23 protein-coding genes and 1 pseudogene are annotated in these 20,152 nt (G+C 69.7%); 5 read left to right on the top strand and 19 right to left on the bottom strand.

The window, feature by feature from the left end; genetic code table 11:
• The 9 genes from ACV4UX_RS07040 to ACV4UX_RS07080 all read right to left on the bottom strand — a co-directional run.
• On the bottom strand, nt 1-793 hold a 793-nt coding region (locus ACV4UX_RS07040; RefSeq protein WP_491592608.1), incomplete at its 3' end, for a twin-arginine translocation signal domain-containing protein.
• A gap of 12 nt (nt 794-805) precedes the next feature.
• Complete coding sequence (nrfD, locus tag ACV4UX_RS07045) at nt 806-1,936, bottom strand: NrfD/PsrC family molybdoenzyme membrane anchor subunit (protein ID WP_491592609.1); 1,131 nt, start codon at nt 1,934-1,936, stop codon at nt 806-808.
• A 10-nt stretch (nt 1,937-1,946) separates the two neighbouring features.
• A complete protein-coding gene (locus ACV4UX_RS07050; protein ID WP_491592610.1) occupies nt 1,947-2,696 on the bottom strand; it encodes a 4Fe-4S dicluster domain-containing protein in 750 nt (249 codons plus the stop codon).
• The gene (locus tag ACV4UX_RS07055; protein ID WP_491592611.1) at nt 2,693-3,064 is read right to left on the bottom strand and encodes an ArsR/SmtB family transcription factor; all 372 of its coding nucleotides are present in this window, start codon (nt 3,062-3,064) and stop codon (nt 2,693-2,695) included. The genes ACV4UX_RS07050 and ACV4UX_RS07055 overlap by 4 nt, the downstream gene beginning before the upstream one ends.
• A 99-nt stretch (nt 3,065-3,163) precedes the next feature.
• Nucleotides 3,164-4,498 (bottom strand): radical SAM/SPASM family putative metalloenzyme maturase, encoded by a 1,335-nt coding sequence (locus tag ACV4UX_RS07060; protein ID WP_491592612.1) that lies wholly within the window; start codon nt 4,496-4,498, stop codon nt 3,164-3,166.
• A gap of 73 nt (nt 4,499-4,571) precedes the next feature.
• Entirely contained in the window at nt 4,572-5,150 is a 579-nt protein-coding gene (locus tag ACV4UX_RS07065; RefSeq protein WP_491592613.1) for a sigma-70 family RNA polymerase sigma factor, read from the bottom strand.
• A gap of 12 nt (nt 5,151-5,162) precedes the next feature.
• A complete protein-coding gene (gene arsM / locus ACV4UX_RS07070) occupies nt 5,163-5,972 on the bottom strand; it encodes an arsenite methyltransferase (protein WP_491592614.1) in 810 nt (269 codons plus the stop codon).
• Nucleotides 5,973-6,088: 116 nt separating this feature from the next.
• A complete protein-coding gene (locus ACV4UX_RS07075; RefSeq protein WP_491592615.1) occupies nt 6,089-6,646 on the bottom strand; it encodes a putative zinc-binding protein in 558 nt (185 codons plus the stop codon).
• 28 nt (nt 6,647-6,674) lie between these two features.
• Nucleotides 6,675-7,142, bottom strand: coding sequence for a C-GCAxxG-C-C family protein (locus ACV4UX_RS07080; protein ID WP_491592616.1), 468 nt, complete (start codon nt 7,140-7,142; stop codon nt 6,675-6,677).
• A 156-nt stretch (nt 7,143-7,298) separates the two neighbouring features.
• Here ACV4UX_RS07080 and ACV4UX_RS07085 point away from each other — a divergent pair, with 156 nt between their 5' ends.
• Entirely contained in the window at nt 7,299-8,267 is a 969-nt protein-coding gene (locus ACV4UX_RS07085) for a LysR family transcriptional regulator (protein WP_491592617.1), read from the top strand.
• 53 nt (nt 8,268-8,320) lie between these two features.
• On the opposite strand, the gene ACV4UX_RS07090 is transcribed toward ACV4UX_RS07085, so the two are convergent.
• The 9 genes from ACV4UX_RS07090 to ACV4UX_RS07130 all read right to left on the bottom strand — a co-directional run bounded on the left by ACV4UX_RS07090 (nt 8,321) and on the right by ACV4UX_RS07130 (nt 14,618).
• Nucleotides 8,321-8,764, bottom strand: a complete 444-nt coding sequence (locus ACV4UX_RS07090) for an arsenate reductase ArsC (protein ID WP_491592618.1) — start codon at nt 8,762-8,764, stop codon at nt 8,321-8,323.
• A gap of 87 nt (nt 8,765-8,851) precedes the next feature.
• Nucleotides 8,852-9,943 carry an ACR3 family arsenite efflux transporter gene (gene arsB, locus ACV4UX_RS07095; RefSeq protein ID WP_491592619.1) on the bottom strand — a complete coding sequence of 364 codons (1,092 nt, stop codon included), beginning with the start codon at nt 9,941-9,943 and terminating at the stop codon, nt 8,852-8,854.
• A gap of 86 nt (nt 9,944-10,029) precedes the next feature.
• On the bottom strand, nt 10,030-10,737 hold the full coding sequence (locus tag ACV4UX_RS07100) for a cytochrome c biogenesis CcdA family protein (protein WP_491592620.1): 708 nt from the start codon (nt 10,735-10,737) through the stop codon (nt 10,030-10,032).
• A 9-nt stretch (nt 10,738-10,746) separates the two neighbouring features.
• The gene (locus ACV4UX_RS07105) at nt 10,747-11,145 is read right to left on the bottom strand and encodes a thioredoxin family protein (RefSeq protein WP_491592621.1); all 399 of its coding nucleotides are present in this window, start codon (nt 11,143-11,145) and stop codon (nt 10,747-10,749) included.
• Complete coding sequence (locus ACV4UX_RS07110) at nt 11,145-11,537, bottom strand: putative zinc-binding protein (RefSeq protein WP_491592622.1); 393 nt, start codon at nt 11,535-11,537, stop codon at nt 11,145-11,147. Before ACV4UX_RS07110 ends, ACV4UX_RS07105 begins: the two co-directional genes overlap by 1 nt.
• 15 nt (nt 11,538-11,552) lie before the next feature.
• Nucleotides 11,553-11,786, bottom strand: coding sequence for a thioredoxin family protein (locus ACV4UX_RS07115; RefSeq protein WP_173086225.1), 234 nt, complete (start codon nt 11,784-11,786; stop codon nt 11,553-11,555).
• Nucleotides 11,787-11,801: 15 nt separating this feature from the next.
• On the bottom strand, nt 11,802-12,926 hold the full coding sequence (locus ACV4UX_RS07120; RefSeq protein WP_491592623.1) for a permease: 1,125 nt from the start codon (nt 12,924-12,926) through the stop codon (nt 11,802-11,804).
• Between the two features lie 126 nt (nt 12,927-13,052).
• Nucleotides 13,053-13,406 (bottom strand): ArsR/SmtB family transcription factor, encoded by a 354-nt coding sequence (locus ACV4UX_RS07125; protein ID WP_491592624.1) that lies wholly within the window; start codon nt 13,404-13,406, stop codon nt 13,053-13,055.
• 309 nt (nt 13,407-13,715) lie between these two features.
• The gene (locus ACV4UX_RS07130) at nt 13,716-14,618 is read right to left on the bottom strand and encodes an AraC family transcriptional regulator (protein ID WP_491592625.1); all 903 of its coding nucleotides are present in this window, start codon (nt 14,616-14,618) and stop codon (nt 13,716-13,718) included.
• 230 nt (nt 14,619-14,848) lie between these two features.
• On the opposite strand from ACV4UX_RS07130, the gene ACV4UX_RS07135 reads away from it, so the two are divergent.
• The 4 genes and pseudogenes from ACV4UX_RS07135 (at nt 14,849) to larB (ending at nt 19,186) form a co-directional block, all read left to right on the top strand.
• Nucleotides 14,849-16,051, top strand: coding sequence for an aldo/keto reductase (locus tag ACV4UX_RS07135; RefSeq protein WP_491592626.1), 1,203 nt, complete (start codon nt 14,849-14,851; stop codon nt 16,049-16,051).
• 91 nt (nt 16,052-16,142) lie between these two features.
• Nucleotides 16,143-17,588: pseudogene (gene larC, locus ACV4UX_RS07140) on the top strand (nickel pincer cofactor biosynthesis protein LarC).
• A 2-nt stretch (nt 17,589-17,590) separates the two neighbouring features.
• Nucleotides 17,591-18,427: an ATP-dependent sacrificial sulfur transferase LarE gene (larE, locus tag ACV4UX_RS07145; protein ID WP_491592627.1), complete on the top strand. Its 837-nt coding sequence runs from the start codon at nt 17,591-17,593 to the stop codon at nt 18,425-18,427.
• A 3-nt stretch (nt 18,428-18,430) separates the two neighbouring features.
• A complete protein-coding gene (larB, locus tag ACV4UX_RS07150; RefSeq protein WP_491592628.1) occupies nt 18,431-19,186 on the top strand; it encodes a nickel pincer cofactor biosynthesis protein LarB in 756 nt (251 codons plus the stop codon).
• Between the two features lie 229 nt (nt 19,187-19,415).
• Here larB and ACV4UX_RS07155 read toward each other — a convergent pair whose 3' ends face one another.
• Nucleotides 19,416-19,931 (bottom strand): GNAT family N-acetyltransferase, encoded by a 516-nt coding sequence (locus ACV4UX_RS07155; RefSeq protein ID WP_491592629.1) that lies wholly within the window; start codon nt 19,929-19,931, stop codon nt 19,416-19,418.
• Between the last annotated feature and the right edge of the window lie 221 nt (nt 19,932-20,152).

Consider the following 20,152-nt stretch of genomic DNA (forward strand, 5'->3'; position numbering starts at 1 on the left):
CGGACATGGCCTTGCAGGAGAAGTAGAGCGAACCCTGGCACACGATGGTATGGCCGCGGTAATTGTAGGAGCCGCCGGAGAACTCGGTGAAGCGCCGGACGAACTCGCTGCGTCCGCCTTTCAGACGGCCCCAGTTCAGGCAGAACTGGTTGTTCTTCACGCCGAAGTCCGGGTGGTCCGGGTCGATGAGGTATTTGAGGTTCTCGGCGTGCTTGGTCTTGAAGTCGGCCAGGGTCATTTTCTTGTTGGCGACTTCGGTTGCGTCCTTTTTGAGGGCGTCGGATATCTTGGGATCGCGGCAGGTCAGGATGTCCTTCAGGCCGTCCACTTTGCCCTCGCCGAAGAGGTCGCCGCCTTCAACCACCTCGGCCACGGCCTGCTCGAAGGGGATGGCCTTCCACTTGTTCTCGCCGCGTTTGCCCGCCCGCTTGAGCACCTTCACGATGCGGTAGGGGTCATACAGGGTCTGGATGCCCGCGTAGCCCTTGGGGCAAAGCGGGGCATCCATCAGGGCGGCTTCGGCCAGGGGGGTCTTGTAGGGAAGCTGCGGGGTCAGGGTCCACGGTGAAATGGGGCTGCCGTCGATCTTGACCACGTTGCCGTTCTCGATCTTCACCTTGATGCCGCACTGGGTGTTGCACTGCTGGCAGGCCGAGAAGATCATGCCCTCGGGCTTGTAGCCCTGATAGGGGGAGGGTTCGGCCTCGCCGGGCGCGGCCTGGGCGATCCCTTCCCCGGCTGCCAAAGCGCAGCCGAGCAGGGCGGAGGATTTCAGGAAGTCTCTGCGGTCCATGGGGTCACCTCCTCAGCGGGCCTGGCTGGGTTGGGGGGCGCTTCCGTAGAGGGCGGGAAACGCGCGGGGGCCGATGACGAAACCGAACAGGGCCAGGCCGCCGACGCCCGCCGCCATGCACCACTCGGCGAGGCTGGGCAGGTAGCTGAGCAGGAGCCTGGGATGCTGCCAGGCGTTTTCCAACCCGGGGAGCATGGCCACACTCTGGGCCGGGACCACGAAGGCCCAACGCGCCCCGGCAAAGCCCACCAGGATGAGCAGGCAGGCCCAGGCCGCCAGGCCGGGGTTGTTCCGGCATTGCGGCAGCAGGATGAGCGGCAGCACGACACCGGCCGCAACATGAAGCCCCCAGAAGGCCCATGCGCCGGGTCCGGACGCCAGGTTGGCCAGGGCCGCCATGGTCTCCACGCGACCGCCCTGCCAGTTGATCCACAGCCAGACGCCTTCCAGGACCGCGAAGCCCACAAGCAGGCGCAGCACAACGCCCGAGAGCAGCACCGCGCCGTCCCAGTCCGTGCGGCTCCACCAGGCCAGGGCGCAGACCAAGGCCCCGCCGCAGAGCAGCGCGGCCGTCACGAAAAGCACCGGAACCACGGGGCCGCTCCAGAGGCCGTGCCCGGTGAGCACCGAGAAGAAGAAGCCGTTGGTGAAATAGAAGCACAACCCCACCGGGATGGTCACCCAGCTCCAGAAGATCGCCTGCCCCTCGTCCCCCCGGGCGAAGGCCAACGCCTTCAGGAAGGAGACCGCGAGCACGGCGCCGAAGAAGACGAACATCCAGAACATGGGGGAGGTGAGGCTGGGCGAGAGCACGAAGTTGAACATGCGCTCGAAGCGCCCCAGGTCCGAGGCGATGGCGATGCCCGCGCAGACCTCCGCCACCAGGGCCGTGTAGGTGGCCAGGCCGCCCAGCGGCTTGAGCTGCTTGAGCCCGAACAGCTCCGTGAGGGCAGAGACCAGCAGGCCCCCCGCCGAGAAGCCCACGAACAGGAGGTACATCACCACGCCCATGCCCCATGGCACGTAGGAACCGAGGTTCGTCCCTCCGGCGCGGTGGATGAACACGTCCGCCACGGCGTAGGCCAGGGCGGCCAGCCCGGCGAAGCTCAGATACAGGAGAGGCTTGTTGACGCTTGCTTTCATGGCGTGCCTCCTAGGCCAGGTAGAACACGGCCGGGCGGGTGCCCAGTTCCGGCTTGAGCGTGGTGGCGCGGGGCGATCCGATGAGTTCGCTCACCAGGGAGCCCGGGTCGGAGCGGTCCCCGAAGTAGGTGGCGCGGCCCACGCAGCTGGTCACGCAGGAGGGCAGCTGGCCCACGGCCAGGCGGTGCAGGCAGAAGTGGCACTTGCGGGCGTTGCCGACGGGCGATCCCTTGCCGCGCTCGCCCCAGGCCTTGCCGTATTCCGGGGCGTTCTGCTTTTCGTAGGCGCGTGCGGCGTAGCGCCCCTGCACCTGGCCGGGGGACTCGGCCGTGCGGGAGGTGTAGAACCCCCCGAAATCGGCGCAGCGCGCCCCGTAGGGGCAGGCGGCGATGCAGTAGCGGCAGCCGATGCAGCGCGTGTAGTCCATCACGGTGACGCCCTGGGCGTTCTTGAAGGTGGCCGACACAGGACACACGGAGACGCAGGGCGGGTTCTCGCACTGCATGCAGGGCCGGGGCAGGAAGCGGCGACCCACGTTGGGGTAGGTCCCGGTCTCCTGCTCGATCACGGGGCGGTAGACCACCCCCGGCCCCAGGCGGTTCTCCGAGGCGCAGGCCACGGCGCAGGCGTGGCAACCGATGCACTTGGCCTGGTCGATGACCATGGCCCATTTGACCTGCGCCTTGTCCTTGGCCGAAGCCCGCTTGAGTTCGCGGTACATTCTGACCAAGGGGTCTTCGGTAGGCAGACTTCCGCTCATGACCTCCCCCCGCGTTTAGGTGGTTGTTCGCAATTGCGGTCCGGACAGCAACGGTACTCGCCCAGCGCGGCGAGATCCTTGCGTGCCGGTTCGATGGTCCGCATGTGCCGCGTCAGGCTGTCCACGATCTCGCGGGCAAGTGGCGGCGCGTCGTCCGCGAGCCGGTAGAAGGCCCACGTCTTGTGGCGGCGGTCGCTGACCAGCCCGGCATTCTTCAGGTGCGCCAGGTGGCGGGAAACGGTGGACTGGGGCATTTCAAGGGCATGGGTCAGGTCGCAGACGCACAGTTCGCCGTCGGCTAGGAGGTGGACGATGCGCAGGCGTGTTTCGTCGCTCAAGGCCTTGAAGAGGCTGGAAAAGGACTTCATGGTCCATTCTTTAATCCGAATAGCCGGATGAAGGCAAGGAATTGTTCGAAAACGTGACGCAACGACGCGAGCCGCCCAGGGTCGGCGCGGCTGGCCGGGTCAGGGATTCCCGGGCAGTTCCTGCCCCATGCACTGGAGCAAGCCCATGCTCCAGAGGCAGTCGCCGCAGGGGACCGTCTCGCCGTAGCAGTCGTTTTCGAGATCGGTGGTCTCGATGTCTTCGCAGGGGTAGACGTTGCAGCTGGGGCAGTGGGGGAACCCGCCCCTGGCGGCCCTGGCCCGGAACTCCCTGTAGGCTTGGCCGTTCCAGGCCTCCAGGAGGGAGACTCCGGGCAGATGGCCGAAATGCCGGGGGACCACCTGCTTGCGGCGGCCGTAGAAGTGGCACTCGAAGGCGCGCCACAGGAAGTGGCAGGGGGCCACCCGGCCGTCCCAGGCCACGAACGTTCCGCCCTGCTCCACGGCCTGGCAGGGGCGGCTGTCCAGGGGCCGAAGCGGCGGCAGCGCCAGGGCGAGCCCGCGCTCCCGGGCCAGGCCTCGGGCCAGGGCGAAGACGCGTTCGGCCTCCTCCAGGTTCTCCCCCGCGAAGAGGTTGGCCACGTGAAAGGGGATGTCCTCGCGCATGGCCGTGCCGGTCATCTCCGTGACGAAATCCACGATGCGGGTATCCTCGGGGCTCTTGCGGTATTTCCAGAGCACCTCGAAGTAGCGGGCCATGTCGATGCCCTCCCGCTTCGCCCGCGCGGCCCACTCCGCGTGGAAGCGCACCGAGCGCTCCGGGCTGGCGGCGAACACCGCCTGGTCCGCCAGGGCCTCGCCGTAGGGCAGAATGTGCGAGACCACCAGCCGCGTCACCCCCCGCTCGGCCAGCCAGGCCGCCACGGCCGGAAGCTCCCGCAGGGTTTCGCGCATGAGCACGAACTCCGCGCCCACCTCGACGCCTTGGCCCGGCATCCGCGCGTTGGCCCAGGCCAGGGCTTCCAGGGCGCGTTCCACCCGGCCCAGGCTGCCCCCGCCCCGGACGCTGCTGAACCGCTCCGGGGAGGCTGCGTCCACGGAGAGAAACACCCGGTCCAGCCCGGCCTCGGCCAGTGCCAGGGCGCGCTCTCCGTCCAGAAGATGGCCGTTGGTCTGGAAGCCAACCCAGCTCCCGGCGGGCATGAGCGCCTTGGCGCGGCGCACGAAGCGCTCCAGGAGCGGGTGCAGCAGCGGCTCCCCCACGCCGTTGAGCACCAGGGCCTCCAGGTGCGGGAACGCCGGGACGAGGGCCTCGAAGGTCTCCGGGGACATGTCGCCCTCGGGGGCTTTCTCCGCGCAGGAATGCTTGACGCACATGGCGCAGCGCAGGTTGCAGCGGGAGGTGACCTCGACGAAAAGGCGGGAGGGAGCGGGGGCGAGCGCGCGTGCGGCGGAGGGCGCGGGGAGTTCGGTCACGGCGGGGTCCTCGTGGGGTCTTCTCGGGTCCGGACGGGACCCGATAGCGCCTCGTTACGCGTCAGGCAACACCTCAAGAGGCTGGATCGCCCGCGCCCGGCGGGGAGCAGATGGGGCAGTCTGACTCCCGGAGCTCATAGTCCACGACCGAGCCGCGCGCGTCCAGCTCCAGGCGGCAGCACGCCTCGATCATGCGGCGCAGTTGGGCTCTGCCGCGCACCACGCGCGCCTTCAGGGCCGCCAGGGAGATGCCCAGACGCTGGGCGGCCTCCTTCCGGGGCAGCCCCTGCAGGTCGGCCAGGACGACGGCCTCGCGCAGGGCGGGAGGCAGGGCGGCGAGCATGGGGGCCATGCAGGCCTCGATCTCCCGGAGGGGGACGCCGCCCTCCTCGGGGAGGGCGGCCAGGTCTTCCGGGAGCGGGGCCATGGGGCGTCTGGCCCGGAAATGGTCCGTCACGGCGTTGCGGGTGATGGCGTAGAGCCATGCGCGCGGCTGCACGATGCGCGTTTCGCCCTGCAGGGCGCGGAACATCTTCAGGAACACGTCCTGGAGGATGTCCTCCGCCTCGGCCGGAGACTGCACCCGGCGCAGGATGAAGGCCTTCAGCTCCTCCCTGTGCCCGCGCCAGGCCGCTTCGAGACCTTGCCGCATGGTCCCCCCCGACTACCGTTTGACCGCCTCGATGACCGCCGACGCCACGAGCCCCTTCAGGGCGACTCCCGGGAACATGGCCTCCAGCTTCACCGCGCTCCCCGGGCTCGGCCGTACGGACGCCCCGGTGAAGCCCGCCTCCGCAAGCATGCCCTCGAGCCTGGCCGCGGTTTCCGCCCCGGCCACGCATTCGGCGTGGAGCCGCACGTCCCGGCGGATGTCCTCGGGCATGTCAGCCAGAGCCACGATGTCGGTCATGGCGATGCGCCCGCCGGGCCTGAGCACGCGGAAGGCCTCCCGGAGCACCCGGGCCTTGTCCGTGCTCAGGTTCACCACGCAGTTGGAGATCACCACGTCGGCCTCGCCGTCGGCCACGGGCAGGTGCTCGATCTCGCCCAGCCGGAAGCTCACGTTGGCGCACCCGATGGACCGCGCGTTCCTTCTCGCCTTTTCGACCATCTCCGGCGTCATGTCCACGCCGATCACATGCCCCGCGTCCCCCACCTGGCGGGCGGCCAGGAAGCAGTCGAAGCCGCCGCCGCTGCCCAGGTCCACCACCGTCTCGCCGGGCCTGAGCGCCGCGATGGCCTGGGGATTGCCGCAGCCAAGGCCCATGTTGGCCCCCTCGGGCATTCCCTGGAGTTCCTTCAGGGTGTAGCCCACCTTCAGGGCCAGGTCCCGGGCCGAGGCGGGGTCCGTCTGGCCGCAGCAACCGCTCTCGCAGCATCCGCTCCCGCCGTTCCCGGCCGCTGGGCCCCGGGCGGTTTGCGCGTAGCGCTCGCGTATGGTGGTCCTGATGATTCCGGCGTCCGTAGTGTGCATGGTCATGCCTCCCTTGCGGTGTGTTGTGCAGGGAAGACGGAGAACGCCGCGAAAGGATGCATCAGGGAGACGCCCCGCCGGAAAAAATCCCGGCGGGGCGGCGCAGAGGGGATGGCTCAGGAGCAGGTTTGGCAGGCCGTCGAGGCCTTGGGGGCGGGGACGTGATCACCAAGCCGGGCGGCGATCTGCTCGGCCACGTTGAGGGCGTGGCGCATGACCTCCACCTCGGGCATCTCGTCCACGCTGAAGAGATCGCGGTTGAAGTCGATGAGGCTGTCGGTGACGATCACGTCGGGCTCCAGACCCTCCAGCACGCCCTGCATCATGCGCGTGGCGCACTTCAGGAAGCAGCCTTCCATGGCGATCACCAGGGGGGCGTTGCGCACCAGGGCGCGCTGGCCGGTGTCCTTGGTGAAGGCCCCGCCCAGGCAGACGCGCACGGTCTTCCCGGGCAGCAGGGAGTGGCAGAGGATGTTGGAGGCCTGCCGCGCGATCTCTCCGCGCAGGCAGGAACCCTCGCAGCACATCACCGCCACGGGCTTCACCGAGTGGCGCTCGGTGTAGTCCTCGCACAGCTGGCAGACGCCCGCAGGCTTGCGGATGTAGACGGTCTCGTATTCCTTCTCCCGGCGGCTGGTGGCCTCGGCGCAGGGGGTCTTTTGATTGCAGCTCATGGTTCGATCCTCCGGTGGATGGGGTGTCTCAGTTTCCGGCGGCGCAGCAGCCGCAGGTCCTGGGGGCTCCGGCGGGGCGGGCGTCTTCCAGCAACTCGTGCAGGATGCCGGCCGCGCTGGCGGTGTAGCGCTTGCATTTCTCCATGTTTTCCTGGGGGCCCAGGGCGGCGAGCACGTCTTTGCAGCTGGTGCGGCCGGTGAGGGCGCGCACGCGCTCCCGGAAGGCGGCGGCCTTGTCCGCCACCTCGTCCCAGCCGCAGCCCGCCCCGGCGCGCCCGCGCAGCGCGCCCAGGGCCACCAGCCCTCCGGACAGCGCGCCGCACATCTCCTCGCGGCAACGGCCCACGCCGCCGCCGAAGGGCGTGGCCACGCCCGTAACGATCTCGTCCGGCGCCTTGCCCGAGCCCTCCAGCACCGCCGCGTAGATCGCCTCCGAGCAGATGAGCCCGCCCTGGAAGAGTTCGTAGGCCCTGCGTTCAACTTGTGCCTTGTCCATGTCCGTTCTCCTTTCGCATCCTGTCCCGAGGGCGCTTGGCGGCCCCGGTTGACAGCGTTGATTGATCTGGATAGCTGCTTAACAATAGCAATCGATCATATCCAACGATTCGTTTGGATGTGGTTGATCGAATCCGCCGAACGAAGCGAGGCAGGCATGGAACTGCGTGACCTGAGGACATTCGTGGCCGTGGCGGGGCTTCTGAGCTTCCACCGGGCCGGTGAGGCGCTGCACGCGGCCCAGTCCACGGTGTCGGCGCGCATCGCGGCCATCGAGGCCGATCTGGGCGTGAAGCTCTTCGAGCGCCTGGGCAGGCGGGTGGCGCTCACCGAGGCCGGGGAGCGCCTGAAGGACTACGCCCGCAAAATCCTGGACCTGGAGGACGAGGCCCGGGCCTGGGTGTCCGGGGAGGCCGAGGCCAGGGGGGCGCTGACGGTGCGCGTGCCCGAGTCCCTGTGCGCCTGCCGGATGGGCGGGGTGATCCGGCGCTTCCGGGAGCGCTTCCCCAACGTGCGGCTGAGCTTCACGGCCTGCACCCTGGAGGGCCTGGAGAAGGACCTGCGCCAGGGCGTGACGGACCTGGCCTTCCTCATGGCCGATTCCATCCGCGCGGGCGACCTGGCGGTGGAGCTTCTGGGCGTGGAGCGGCTTCTGCTGGTGTCCGCCCCGGGGCACCGGCTGGCGGCGCTTGGCTCGGTGGGGCCGGAGGATCTGCGGGGCGAGACGCTGGTGCTCTCCACGGCGGACTGCTCCTACCGCAAGATGTTCGAGGGGCTGCTCTCGGAGAAGGGCGTGGAGACCGCCGCCGGGGTGGCCTTTTCCAGCGCGGCGGCCCTGCGGGGGTGCATCATGGACGGGGTGGGGGTGAGCCTCCTGCCGGAGCCGGCCGTGCGCACGGACCTGGAGGCGGGACGCCTGGCCGCCCTGAACTGGCGCGACGGCGAATTGGAGACGGCGGTGCTGATGATCCGCCACAAGGACAAGTGGCTCTCGCCCCCGCTGGCCGCGTTCATGGACATGGTGCGCGAGACGCTCATGCGGGGCGCGCCCGCGCCCGCGAAGCCGCTGCTGGAGCGCCTGTTCAACCCGGAGGCGTCACCGGGCGGGACCGGGCGCTGCTGCTGAGGCGCGGCGTCGGCCGCCGGTTCCCCGGGCGCGCCCGCCCGCTGCCCGTGGCTTCAGTGCGCGCCGCCCTGGGCCGCGCCGGAGAACCCCAGGACGTACTCCCTGATCTCGTCGCGCACGCGCCGGTAGTGGCCAAGGGCCTCCTCCTCGGTCTTGGCATCCTTGGCCAGGGCGGGCGGGTCGTCGAAGCCCGCGTGGACGCGGCGGGCCTTGCCCGGGAAGTACGGGCAGTTCTCGTTGGCGTGCCCGCAGAGGGTGACGATCGCGTCGAATTCCCGCGTGGGAAGCTCGTCAACGGTCTTGGAGGCCTGGCCGGAGATGTCCACCCCGGCCTCGGCCATCACCCGCACGGCCAGCGGGTTGAGCCCGTGTTTCACCACCCCGGCCGAAAAAGCCTCGATGTCGTGGGGCCGCAGGGCGCGGGCGAAGCCATCGGCCATCTGGCTGCGGCAGGAGTTGCCCGTGCACAGGAAAAGAACCTTGGTCTTTGGCTGCATGGCGTGTCCTCTCATATCGTGGGGCATGCGCACGTCGGCTCCCTGCCGATGCGACGCCCGGAACAGGGTCGTCCTCGCGGGCGCGCCCTAGGGTTTGCAGGAGACGTGGCACACGCCCAGCGGCGTCTGCACCGCGTGAGGGAAGAACCTGCGTCTGATCCACAGGGCCACGTTCACCAGGGCGATGAGCACCGGCACCTCCACCAGCGGTCCGATCACCGCCGCGAAGGCCTGGCCCGAGTCGATGCCGAACACGGCCACGGCCACGGCGATGGCCAGCTCGAAGTTGTTCGACGCCGCCGTGAAGGAGAGCGTGGCCGACTGCTCGTAGGTGGCCCCGGCCTTGAAGGACAGCCAGAAGGACGCCAGGAACATCACCAGGAAGTACACGCACAGGGGGATGGCGATCAGCACCACGTCCAAGGGCAGGCGCACGATGTACTCGCCCTTGAGCGAGAACATCACCAGGATGGTGAACAGAAGCGCCGTGAGCGTGATGGGGCTGATGCGCGGGATGAACTCCTCCTCGTACCACCTCTGGCCCTTGACCTTGAGGCCGATGAAGCGCGAGGCCATGCCCGCCAGGAAGGGGATGCCCAGGTAGATGAACACGCTCTCGGCGATCTGGCCCATGGAGATGTCCACGGCGATGCCTTTGAGGCCGAGAAGGCCCGGCAGAAACGTGATGAACAGCCACGCGTAGACCGAGAAGAAGAGCACCTGGAAGATGGAGTTGAAGGCCACAAGGCCCGCGCAGTATTCCCGGTCGCCCGAGGCCAGGTCGTTCCAGACGATGACCATGGCGATGCACCGGGCCAGCCCGATGAGGATGAGCCCCACCATGTACTCGTGGTGGCCCGAGAGGAAGGCGATGGCCAGGAGGAACATGAGCACCGGACCGATCACCCAGTTCTGGGCCAGGGAGAGCCCCAGCACGCGCGTGTCGCGGAACACCTGGCCGAGCTTTTCGTACTTCACCTTGGCCAGGGGCGGGTACATCATGAGGATCAGGCCGATGGCGATGGGGATGTTGGTGGTTCCCACCTGGAAGAACTCCACCACGCCGCGCACGCCGGGCATGGCCCAGCCGATGAGCACGCCCGCGAGCATGGCCGCGAAGATCCAGAGGGTCAGGTAGCGGTCGAGGAACGAGAGTTTCTTGGTGACGCTGTCTGTCATGGTCGGCCTCCGGCCTGTTCGTGGTCTTCCGCGTCCATGGGATTCCGTATCCCTTGGAGACTCCGTTTGCATCCGTTTATCCGGATTCATGCACCGATGAAAGGCCTGGCGATGAAGTAGGCCCCGAAGAGCCCGATCAGGCCGCCCGCGCTCTTGCGGAACCAGCCGCCCCCGTTGCGCATGACCCCGTTCTCCAGCCAGCGCCGCACCAGGGCGGCGGAGCTTCCGGCGGCCACGATGGGCAGGCAGTGCCCCACGGCGAACAGGGTGATGAGCGCCAGGCCCGTCATGACCTTCTCCTGGAGGGTGATGAGCGCCAGGATCGGGGCGATGAACCCGAACGTGCAGGAGCCCGAGAGCACCCCGTACGTCAGGCCAAGCAGGAACGCCCCGCCCGCGCCCCGCACCTTCATGCGGCCCATGAGCCCCCCGGAGAGGGAGCAGCGGGCCACGCCGAGCATGTCCAGGGACACCCAGACCAGCACGGTCCCCACGGCGATGGTCCAGTAGGGGCCGATGTCGCCCAGCATCCGTCCCAGCAGGGCGCAGGCCGCGCCGATGGCCGCAATGGTCAGGAAGAGCCCGGAGGTGAAGGCCAGGGAGTACCCGGCGGCCTCCCGGCCCTCCATGAGCCGCCCCTGCCCGGCCACGTAGCCGACGATCAGCGGGATCGAGGCCAGGTGGCAAGGGCTGAAGAGCACGCTCACCACGCCCCAGAGAAAGGAGCCTGCGGCGGCCACGGCGAAGCTGTCCACCATCCAGGCGTTGATCGTGAGGAAGAGCTGGTCGAGCATGGGTGCGCCTTATTGGGCCAGGAGTTTGTCCAGGACGGCGGCGATGGCCTGCTGGTCCATGAAGCCCTCGTGCCTGAACGTCTCCTTCCCCTGCCGGTCGTAGAAGATCTGCGTGGGGATGGCGCGCAGCCCGTACTTTTTGCCCTGGTCCGGGTTCTCCCACACGTCGATGAAGAGGATGGCCGCGCGGCCCGCGTAGTCCTTCTCCAGGGCGGCCAGGACGGGGATCATCATCTTGCAGGGGATGCAGGACTTGGCCCCCAGGTCGAGCATGGTCACGGTGTTCCTGGCCGGGGCCTCGGGGAGCTCGGCGGCCCGGGCCGGAACGGCCCGGGCCAGCAGGGCGAGGACCGGCAGAGCCAGGACGCACAGGGCAGGAAGGAGCGCAGCGCGCCTGAGACGCGACATCAGGCTTGGGCTCCCGCGTCCATGGCGCTTTTGCCTGCGCGCATCACCTTGGCCACATCCGCCGGGTCCATGGCGAGGCGGCGGTCCTTCACCTTCTCGATGCCCAGGTCCGTGACAATCACATGGTGCTTCAGGGGAATGCCCTCGCGCTCCAGGATGGCCTTGGCGCAGCCCACCTGGCAGCCGTCGAGCACCATCACCTGCGGGGTGTCACGGGCGGACGTGACGAATCCGCTCAGGCCCCCGCCGATCCCGGCCAGGCAGAACATCTTGCCGTAGCCCTCGCGCGTGAGTTCCACGGCGGCCTGGTTGGTCAGCTGTCCCACATTGGACCCTCCCGAACAGGCGAGAATCATGATGTCCTTTTCCTTCGAGCAACACGTGGCGGTCATGGCGGCCTCCCGGCGTTATCCGTTGATCCAGGCGGCGATCTCCGCCTTGGCGGGCACCTTGCCCACGCACTTCACCACGCCGTCCACGGCCACGGCCGGGGTGGAGAACACCCCCATCCGCGCGATCTCCTGGAAGTCGGAAACCTTCACCACCCGGGCGTCCACGCCCTTCTCGGCCACCACTTCCCGGACGAGCTTCTCGGTCTCGTGGCATTTAGGGCACCCCGGCCCCAGCACCTTGATTTCCATTTTCTCCCCCGCAGGTTACAGGATGAAGTTGAACAGCCAGCCCACCAGCAGGATGCCCAGGCCCACCACGCCCGCGAACGTGGCCAGCAGGCGCGGCTTGAGCACCTTGCGCAGGATGATCATCTCGGGCAGCGAGAGGGCGATCACGGCCATCATGAAGGCCAGCACCGTGCCCAGGGCGGCCCCCTTCTCCAGGAGCGCGTGCACCACGGGGATGATACCGGCCGCGTTGGAATACATGGGGATGCCCAGGGCCACGGCGGCGGGCACGGACCACCATGCCTCGCGCCCCATGACGGAGGCCATGAAGCCCTCGGGCACGTAGCCGTGGATGCCCGCGCCCACGGCGATGCCCGCCAGCACCCAGGGCCATGTCCGGCCCACGATGTCCTTGACGGCGGTGAAGCCCGCGCGGAGCCTGCCCGCCCAGGTAAGGTCTTCCTCGGGGAGGTCCTGCCCGGCGTGGATCAGGCGCACCCACTCCTCCAGATGGCCTTCCATCTTCAACCGGCCGATCACCCAGCCGCTGAGCATGGCCACCAGAAGGCCGGTGACCAGATAGAGCCCGGCCACCTTCCAGCCCATGAGCCCGTAGAGCAGCACCAGCGCCACCTCGTTGACCATGGGCGCGCTGACCAGGAACGAGAACGTGACGCCAAGCGGCACCCCGGCCGTGACGAAGCCCACGAAGAGCGGCACGGCCGAGCAGGAGCAGAACGGCGTGACGATGCCCAGGAGCGCCGCCAGCACGTTGCCCAAGGCCTCCCTGCGCCCGGCCAGCAGCCTGCGCGCCCGGGCGGCCGTGAAGAACGAGCGCAGCACGCCCACGCCGAACACCACCAGCGTGAGCAGCAGGAGCACCTTGGGGCCGTCATAGAGGAAGAAGGCCACGGCCCTGGCGAGGCTGTCGTCCCGGGACATGCCCAGCAGGCCGTAGGTGAGGCCGTCCGCCCAGGGCTGCAACCGCCCGTAGAGTGCCACCCAGAGGGCCAGCGCCGGGACTCCCAGGGCGAGGTAGCGCCTGAGCGCCTCGCGTTCGTCCAGTTGCGCGCCCCGGGCCGCCGCCGCAGCCAGGCCGTCGCCGTCGCGGCCCGTGCCGCCCTCCGCCGCGCCGATGCGCAAATCCTTCAATCCGTCCATTGCAGTCCTCGTTGTGTGGCGACCGGAGCGGCCGGGTCGTTCCCGAGCCCGCGCCGGGGGTGTCGTTCCCTTGCGGTGTCCCGGCCTCGCGGACGCCGTGCGGCGTCCGCCCATGTCCTGCACTGCTCAGCGGGCTGGCCTGGCCGCGCAAAGGTTCTCGCGGCGGATGCCGTCCAGGCCCTCCAGCAGGCGGGCGACCTCGGGGTCGTCCTCCAGCCAGTCCTTCAGGTGGCCCAGGAGCGCCCCGGCGTAGGCGTTGGCGTCCTGCGCCAGGGAGTAGTTCACCCACTGTCCGGCCTTGGCGCTCTGCACGAGCCCCGCGTCCTCCAGCGTCTTGAGGTGGTTGGAGACGGTGGGCTGGGCGATGCCCAGGGCGGCCTGCAACTCGCAGACGCACAGGGCCCGCCGGTGGAGCATCTTGACGATCTTCACCCGGTTGGGGTCGGACAGGGCCTTCATGACGCGGACGAATGGCTTCATGCTTCAATCTCCATATTTGCATGTGGCTATATGATCGGCGCCGTGCCCCGTCAAGGGGCGCGACGCACATGGCGGGAGATTCTTCGGGGGAATGGGCCGGGCGCGGCGGGGAGACCGCTGAGGGAGAGAGGCGAGCGCAGGCAGGCCCGGTCCGTTCCGGGCTGGGCCGCCCCGGCGGCCGGGCGTGCCCGGCGCGCGTCGCCGCCACACCCGCGCCCTCGACATCAGTCCCTGCGGATTGTCAAGACAGCCTGCAGAAGTCGTTGAATTTCTTTATGAAAACATGCAAGCTTTCCCGGCAGGGCGACACTAGCGTCCGCGCATGATGTCGCGGTGCGGGGGCTCCCCGAAGAGGCGCTTGTACTCGCGGCTGAACTGGGTGGGGCTCTCGTAGCCCACGGCCAGGGCGGCTCCGGCTGCGGTCTCGCGCTCGGCCAGCATCAGGCGTTGGGCCTCGTAGAGGCGCAGGCGCTTGTGGAACTGCAGGGGGGAGAGGGTGGTCACCTCCTTGAAATGGCGGTGGAACGTGGAGGTGGCCATGTTCACCTGGCGGGCCAGGCGGTCCACCTGGAGGGGCTCCCGGTAGTTGCTCTTGAGCCAGCTGATGGCCTTGGCGATCTGGTTGCCCTGGGTGCCCAGGGTGTTGATCCTGCGCAGGTGCGCCCCCTGGGGGCCCAGCAGCAGGCGGTAGTGGATTTCGCGCACGATGAGCGGCGCGAGCACGGGGATCTGCCCGGGCTTGTCCAGAAGTTCCACCAGGCGCAGGAAAGCCTCCAGCACGTCAGGGTCCGCGTGGGCTATGGAGATGCCCTTGTTGCAGACTGTTGAAGGCTCTTGGGGTGCGGGAGTCTCGGCCGCGAGGCGGGTGATCAGGCCCTTGTCCAGCACCAGGGCCACGGCCAGGAAGGGCCGGTCCCGGGTGGCGTCCAGCACGCAGGAGGAGCTGGGCATGTCCACGCCGGCCACCAGGCACTGGTTCTCGCCGTAGCGGTACTCCTCGGAGCCGATCACGGAGCGCTTGGAGCCCTGCACGATCACCGCCGCAATGGGCTCCGAGAAGCAGTTCTCCACCTTGTGGGGCTCCTCGCGCCGCGAAAGGCGCAGGCTCTCCACGGCGGTCTCGTAGACCCCTTGCGCGGGCATGCGCGAAAGCAGTTTCTCTTTGAGCAGGCGGTTCGCCCGTTGGATCCTCTCGGCGTCGGCGTCGGTCATGGCCTCGCAAACCCTCCGTTTCCTGGATGATGCGCGGCGGACATCCTTTGGCGCGCACGGCCTATCCATAGCGCGCGACCTCCCGTCTGACCAGCGCCGTGAGAGAATAAGGCAAGAATCTGGCAGGATCGTGTCTACCGGGCCGGGCCGCGCGGCCCTATACGCCCGGTCATCGGGGACCGGGACCGGGACCGGACCGGCGAACCCATCAACCAGCAAGGAGACCCGTGATGCTCACCAGGAAGATCCCCAAGACCGGCGACGAACTCTCCATCCTGGGTTTCGGCTGCATGCGCATGCCCATGAAGGACGGGGCCATCGACGAGCCCCGGGCCATCGCCCAGATCCGCTCGGCCATCGAGGCCGGGGTCAACTACCTGGACACCGCCTGGCCCTACCACGGCGGGGCCAGCGAGCCCCTGCTGGGCAAGGCCCTGCAAGGCGGCTGGCGCGACCGCGTGAAGGTGGCCACCAAGCTGCCCACCTGGCTCATCCATTCCCGCGAGGACATGGACCGCTACCTGAACGCCCAGTTGGAGCGCCTGGGCACGGACCGCATCGACTACTACCTGGTCCACGCCCTGGACGGCGTGTCCTGGGACGCCATCGAGCGCCTGGGCGTGCGCGGATTCCTGGACCAGGCCAAGGCGGACGGCCGCATCGTCAACGCCGGGTTCTCCTACCACGGCCTGCCCGAGGACTTCGCGCGCATCGTGGACGCCCACCCCTGGGAGTTCTGCCAGATCCAGTACAACTACCTGGACCAGGAATACCAGGCGGGCACGGCGGGGCTCCGGCACGCGGCCTCCCGGGGCCTGGGCGTGGTGGTCATGGAGCCCCTGCGCGGCGGCAACCTGGCCCTGCCCGAAGCGCCCCCGGCCGTGGCCGCCCTGTGGGACCAGGCCCCCGTGAAGCGCACCCCCGTGGAGTGGGCCCTGCGCTGGGTGTGGAACCACCCGGAGGTGACGGTGGTTCTCTCGGGCATGAACGAGGAGTCGCACATCGCCCAGAACCTGGCCGTGGCCGCCCAGGCCGCGTCGCGCTCCCTGACCGCAGAGGAATTGGAGCTTGTGGAGCGCGTGCGGCGCACGTATCAGGAGCTCATGCAGGTGGGCTGCACGGGCTGCGCCTACTGCATGCCCTGCCCGGCGGGCGTGAAGATCCCCACCTGCTTCGATTTCTTCAACAAGATGCACATGTTCGGCAACGTTGACGAGGCCCGGTTCATGTACGCGGCCTTCGGAGCGGGCATCACCGGGGGCGGCGCCGCCGGGTTCGCCTCCCAGTGCGTGGCCTGCGGAGAGTGCCTGGAGAAGTGCCCGCAGAACATCGCCATCCCGGAGGTGCTGGAGCGGGTGGCCGCCGAGATGGAAGGCCCGGGCTTCGAGGGCCTGCTGGCAGCGGCCCGGCAGCACCTGAAGAGGGACCTTTAGGGACGAAGCTTCCGCCCGGGCGGCACGCCTCCGCGCCGCCCGGACCGGAACAGCCCCCGCAACCACCGACCGCGCGGAAGCGCTGCACCCGATGAACATACTCTACTACGACTGCTTCGCAGGCATCAGCGGCGACATGAACCTGGCGGCCATGATCGGCCTGGGCGTGGACCCGGACCACCTGCGCGCCGAACTCTCCAGGCTGGGCCTGGACCACGAGTTCGAGCTGCGCGTGGGCCGCGATTCCCGCCACGGCATCCACGGCGTGCGCGTGGACGTGGTGCTCGCGGACCATGGGCACGGACACGGCCACCATCATGAGCCGGGCCACGCACACGGGCACGGCCATGACCACTCCCATGGGCATGGTTCGGCCGGAGGCCACGCCCGCGAGCACGGGCATGAGCACAAGGACGGTCACGGCGAGGAACACGGCCACGACCATGCCAGCGCACCGGCCAAGGCCTGTTGCCGCAGTGCGGGAGCCGTTCACGAGGTACCTGGCGCGGACAGCATTGCGCATCAGCATACGCTTCGTCATACGGCTGAAGTCCACGCCCACGCCCCGCACCGCAACCTGGCGGACGTGGAGGCCATCGTTAGCGCCAGCTCGCTCTCCGAGGCCGTGAAGCGGACCAGCCTGGACATCTTCCGCAGGGTGGCCGAGGCCGAGGCGAAGGTGCACGGCAAGTCCCTGGAGGAGGTGCACTTCCACGAGGTGGGGGCCACCGACTCCCTGGTGGACATCGTGGGCGCGGCCGTGTGCTTCCACGCCCTGGGCGTGGACGCGGTGTGGGCCTCCCCCGTGGAGCTGGGCGGGGGCTTCGTGCGCTGCGCCCACGGCCTGATGCCCGTGCCCGCCCCGGCCACGGAGTAGATCCTCCACGGCGTGCCCACCACCCGGGGCGCGGCCCGGCACGAGGCCACCACGCCCACGGGGGCGGCCGTCGTGGCGGCCCTGGCCACGCATTTCACCGCCTCCCCGGCCATGGCCGTGGAGAAGACCGCCTACGGCATCGGCCACCGCGAGGCCGACATCCCCAACGTGCTGTGCGTGCACCTGGCCCGGGCCGAGGCCCCCGCCCCGCGCAACCCCGTGCAGGCCGCGCGCATGCTGCAGTGCAACATCGACGACATGACCGGCGAGGCCCTGGGCGTGGCCATGGACCTGCTCATGGAGCAGGGGGCCATGGATGTGCACTTCGCGCCCATCCAGATGAAGAAGAACCGACCGGCCACATGCGTGTCGCTCCTGTGCGCCCAGGCCGACGAGGAGCGCTTCAAGGAGCTGCTCTTCCGGCACACCACCACCCTGGGCGTGAAGAGCTTTCCCCTGGAGAAGACCGTGCTGGGCGTCTCCTTCGAGACCCTTGAGACCCCCCTTGGCCCCGTGACACTCAAGAACGCCCTGCTGGACGGAAAGACCCTGCGCTCCAAGCCCGAGCTGGAGGACTGCCGGGAGCTGGCCCGGCGTCACGGCATCGCCCTGTCCGAGGTGTACGCGGCCGTGCACGCGGCGGCGGGGAAGGGAAAATAGCCGTGGACGCCGCATCTCCCCCTCCCGCGACCGATCCGCGCCTGCAACGTCTGGCGGAGGCCCTGCGCGCGGGCGGCCCGGCGGCCGTGGCCTTCTCGGGCGGGCTGGACAGCACGTTCCTCTTGCACGCCGCGCGCCTGGCCCTGGGCGACGCCCTCCTGGCCGTGACCCTGGAGACCCCCTACACGCCCGAGGGCGAGGTGCAGGAGGCCCGCCGGGCGGCCCGGGCCATGGGCGCGCGCCATCTGGTGCTCAAGACGCCCGTGCCCGAGGACATCCGGGACAACCCCCCCGAGCGCTGCTACCTCTGCAAGCGGCGGCTCTTCGGGCTGGTGGCCCGCACGGCGGCGCGCGAGGGCCTGCGCCGCGTCCTGGACGGCACCAACGTGGACGACCTGGGCGACCACCGCCCCGGCCTGCGCGCCGTGCGCGAGCTGGGCGTGGAGAGCCCGCTCCTGGCCGCCGGGCTGGGCAAGCGGGACCTGCGGGAGCTGGCCCGCGCCGAGGGGCTGGCGGTGTGGGACCGCCCGGCCGGGGCCTGCCTGCTCACGCGCCTGCCCCACGGCGCGCGCGTGGACGAGGCCCAACTGCGGCGCATCGACCAGGCCGAGGACATCCTGCGCGCGCTGGGTTTTCCGGCCGTGCGGGTGCGCTGCCACGGCGACGCGGCGCGCATCGAGGTCCCGCGCGAGCGGGTGGGCGAGCTGCTGGAGGCCGAGGCCCGTCACGGCGTGGACGCCAGGCTCAAGGCCCTGGGGTTCCGGCACGTTGCCGTGGACCTGGCGGGCTACCGCACCGGAAGCCTCAACGAGAACGCCGCCCAGGCGGAGAAGGCATAGCGCATGGATTCGCAAGACAGCCTGAGACGGCTGCTGACCGGCATCCGGGACGGCAGCCTGGACATCGAGGAGGGGGTGGAGCGCCTGCGGGACCTGCCCTACATGGACCTGGGCCACACCAAGTTCGACCTGCACCGCTCCCTGCGCAACGGCTTCCCCGAGGTGGTCTACGCCGAGGGCAAGACCCCCGCCCAGGTGGGGGACATCTTCTCGCGCCTGCGGGGCCTGGCGGACGTGCTGGCCACGCGGGTCACGCCCGAGACGGCCGGGCACGTCGCCTCGCTGTGCCCGGAGGCCCGGTACAACCCCACGGGGCGCACGCTCGCCATGCGCCGGGCCGAGCCCTCCTGGCGCGCGGGGGAGATCGCCATCGTCACGGCGGGCACCTCGGACCTGCCCGTGGCCGAGGAGGCCCGCGTCACCTGCGAGATGCTGGGCAGCCGGGCCTTCGTGGTCTCGGACGTGGGCGTGGCGGGCATCCACCGCCTGCTGGACCGGCTGGAGGCCATCCGCCGGGCGCGGGTGGTCATCGTGGCGGCGGGCATGGAGGGGGCGCTGGCCAGCGTTGTGGGCGGCCTGGTGCCGCAGCCCGTGGTGGCCGTGCCCACCTCTGTGGGCTACGGGGCCTCGCTCCAGGGGTTCACGGCGCTTCTGGGCATGCTCACCTCCTGCGCCAGCGGGGTGACGGTGGTGAACATCGACAACGGCTTCGGCGCGGCCTGCGCCGCCTGCCGCATCAACAACCTCTTCCCGGAATAGTGCGTCCTCACACTCCGCCCGGACGGACCGCCAAGGCGAACATTCGAACCTGAGACGTTCATTCCGCAAGACCTCCCATGCCTCCCGGCATCGCGACCCGGGGGCCGCGTCCAGCGGCCTGACCGGCGCGCCGACCTGCCAGACGGACGCGTGCGCGACATCGGCGCAAGGACTCCCGGACCCGGCGGCCCGGTCCGCAGGGACCGGAAACCGCCGGGTGGTCAGGGGGCTAGCCGGGCGTCACGGAAAAGGCCTCGTGGGCGGCGATGTCGCCCCTGGGCGGTTCGCCGCGCAGCACGACGGCCAGCACGCAGGGTTCCGGCACGCCGGGATAGCAGAGCCCGGGCAGGGCTGCGAACCCGAAGCGGGCGTAGTACCCGGGATCGCCCACCAGCGCCACGCCGCGCGCGCCAAGGGCCTTGGCCCGGGCGAGCGCCGCGCGCACCAGGGCGGAGCCGATGCCCCTGCCCTGGCGAGCGGGCGCGACGCCCACGGGGCCGAGCAGGAGCCATCCTTCGCGCTCCCGGTCCACGGCGGCGGGCGAGAGGGCGATGTGGCCCGCGATAAGGCCGTCCTCCTCGGCCAACAGCGAGAGGGCGAGGGCGCGGGCCGCGCGCAGGCGCTCCACGATGAGGTGTTCGACCGGTTCCGCGCCGGGCGGGTGGACGGGGTGTCCCTTGAAGGCGTCGTAGTGGATCTTGGCGATGCCGGGGGCGTCGCCGGGGCGTTCGTCACGCAGGATCATGGGGCGCTCCTTGTGCGCTGGGTTGCCGGATTCCGGCCGGTGGGCCGGAGGCTGCACGCAGGGAGGGTTGCCGGGCAAAGCGGAAACCGGCCCGCCGGGAGGGTCCGGGCAGGCGCGGTCTGGCGGAACGCGTTTCCGCAGGGGGGCGGCCTCCCCGGGGGGAAGGCCTTCGACCTGGGGGCTAGCGTCCCCGGCTTTCGCCGGCAACCCGCGCCGCAAGG

The organism is Fundidesulfovibrio sp. (assembly GCF_058402725.1).

Excerpts from the sequence above, each read along its gene's own strand:
- ACV4UX_RS07100 (WP_491592620.1), bottom strand. The coding sequence starts at position 10,737 with ATGCTCGACCAGCTCTTCCTCACGATCAACGCCTGGATGGTGGACAGC.
- nrfD (WP_491592609.1), bottom strand. The coding sequence starts at position 1,936 with ATGAAAGCAAGCGTCAACAAGCCTCTCCTGTATCTGAGCTTCGCCGGG.
- ACV4UX_RS07085 (WP_491592617.1), top strand. The coding sequence starts at position 7,299 with ATGGAACTGCGTGACCTGAGGACATTCGTGGCCGTGGCGGGGCTTCTG.
- ACV4UX_RS07135 (WP_491592626.1), top strand. The coding sequence starts at position 14,849 with ATGCTCACCAGGAAGATCCCCAAGACCGGCGACGAACTCTCCATCCTG.
- ACV4UX_RS07105 (WP_491592621.1), bottom strand. The coding sequence starts at position 11,145 with ATGTCGCGTCTCAGGCGCGCTGCGCTCCTTCCTGCCCTGTGCGTCCTG.
- ACV4UX_RS07080 (WP_491592616.1), bottom strand. The coding sequence starts at position 7,142 with ATGGACAAGGCACAAGTTGAACGCAGGGCCTACGAACTCTTCCAGGGC.
- ACV4UX_RS07110 (WP_491592622.1), bottom strand. The coding sequence starts at position 11,537 with ATGACCGCCACGTGTTGCTCGAAGGAAAAGGACATCATGATTCTCGCC.
- arsB (WP_491592619.1), bottom strand. The coding sequence starts at position 9,943 with ATGACAGACAGCGTCACCAAGAAACTCTCGTTCCTCGACCGCTACCTG.
- ACV4UX_RS07120 (WP_491592623.1), bottom strand. The coding sequence starts at position 12,926 with ATGGACGGATTGAAGGATTTGCGCATCGGCGCGGCGGAGGGCGGCACG.
- ACV4UX_RS07075 (WP_491592615.1), bottom strand. The coding sequence starts at position 6,646 with ATGAGCTGCAATCAAAAGACCCCCTGCGCCGAGGCCACCAGCCGCCGG.
- arsM (WP_491592614.1), bottom strand. The coding sequence starts at position 5,972 with ATGCACACTACGGACGCCGGAATCATCAGGACCACCATACGCGAGCGC.
- larB (WP_491592628.1), top strand. The coding sequence starts at position 18,431 with ATGGATTCGCAAGACAGCCTGAGACGGCTGCTGACCGGCATCCGGGAC.
- ACV4UX_RS07125 (WP_491592624.1), bottom strand. The coding sequence starts at position 13,406 with ATGAAGCCATTCGTCCGCGTCATGAAGGCCCTGTCCGACCCCAACCGG.
- ACV4UX_RS07115 (WP_173086225.1), bottom strand. The coding sequence starts at position 11,786 with ATGGAAATCAAGGTGCTGGGGCCGGGGTGCCCTAAATGCCACGAGACC.
- ACV4UX_RS07155 (WP_491592629.1), bottom strand. The coding sequence starts at position 19,931 with ATGATCCTGCGTGACGAACGCCCCGGCGACGCCCCCGGCATCGCCAAG.
- ACV4UX_RS07090 (WP_491592618.1), bottom strand. The coding sequence starts at position 8,764 with ATGCAGCCAAAGACCAAGGTTCTTTTCCTGTGCACGGGCAACTCCTGC.
- ACV4UX_RS07050 (WP_491592610.1), bottom strand. The coding sequence starts at position 2,696 with ATGAGCGGAAGTCTGCCTACCGAAGACCCCTTGGTCAGAATGTACCGC.
- ACV4UX_RS07065 (WP_491592613.1), bottom strand. The coding sequence starts at position 5,150 with ATGCGGCAAGGTCTCGAAGCGGCCTGGCGCGGGCACAGGGAGGAGCTG.
- ACV4UX_RS07055 (WP_491592611.1), bottom strand. The coding sequence starts at position 3,064 with ATGAAGTCCTTTTCCAGCCTCTTCAAGGCCTTGAGCGACGAAACACGC.
- ACV4UX_RS07130 (WP_491592625.1), bottom strand. The coding sequence starts at position 14,618 with ATGACCGACGCCGACGCCGAGAGGATCCAACGGGCGAACCGCCTGCTC.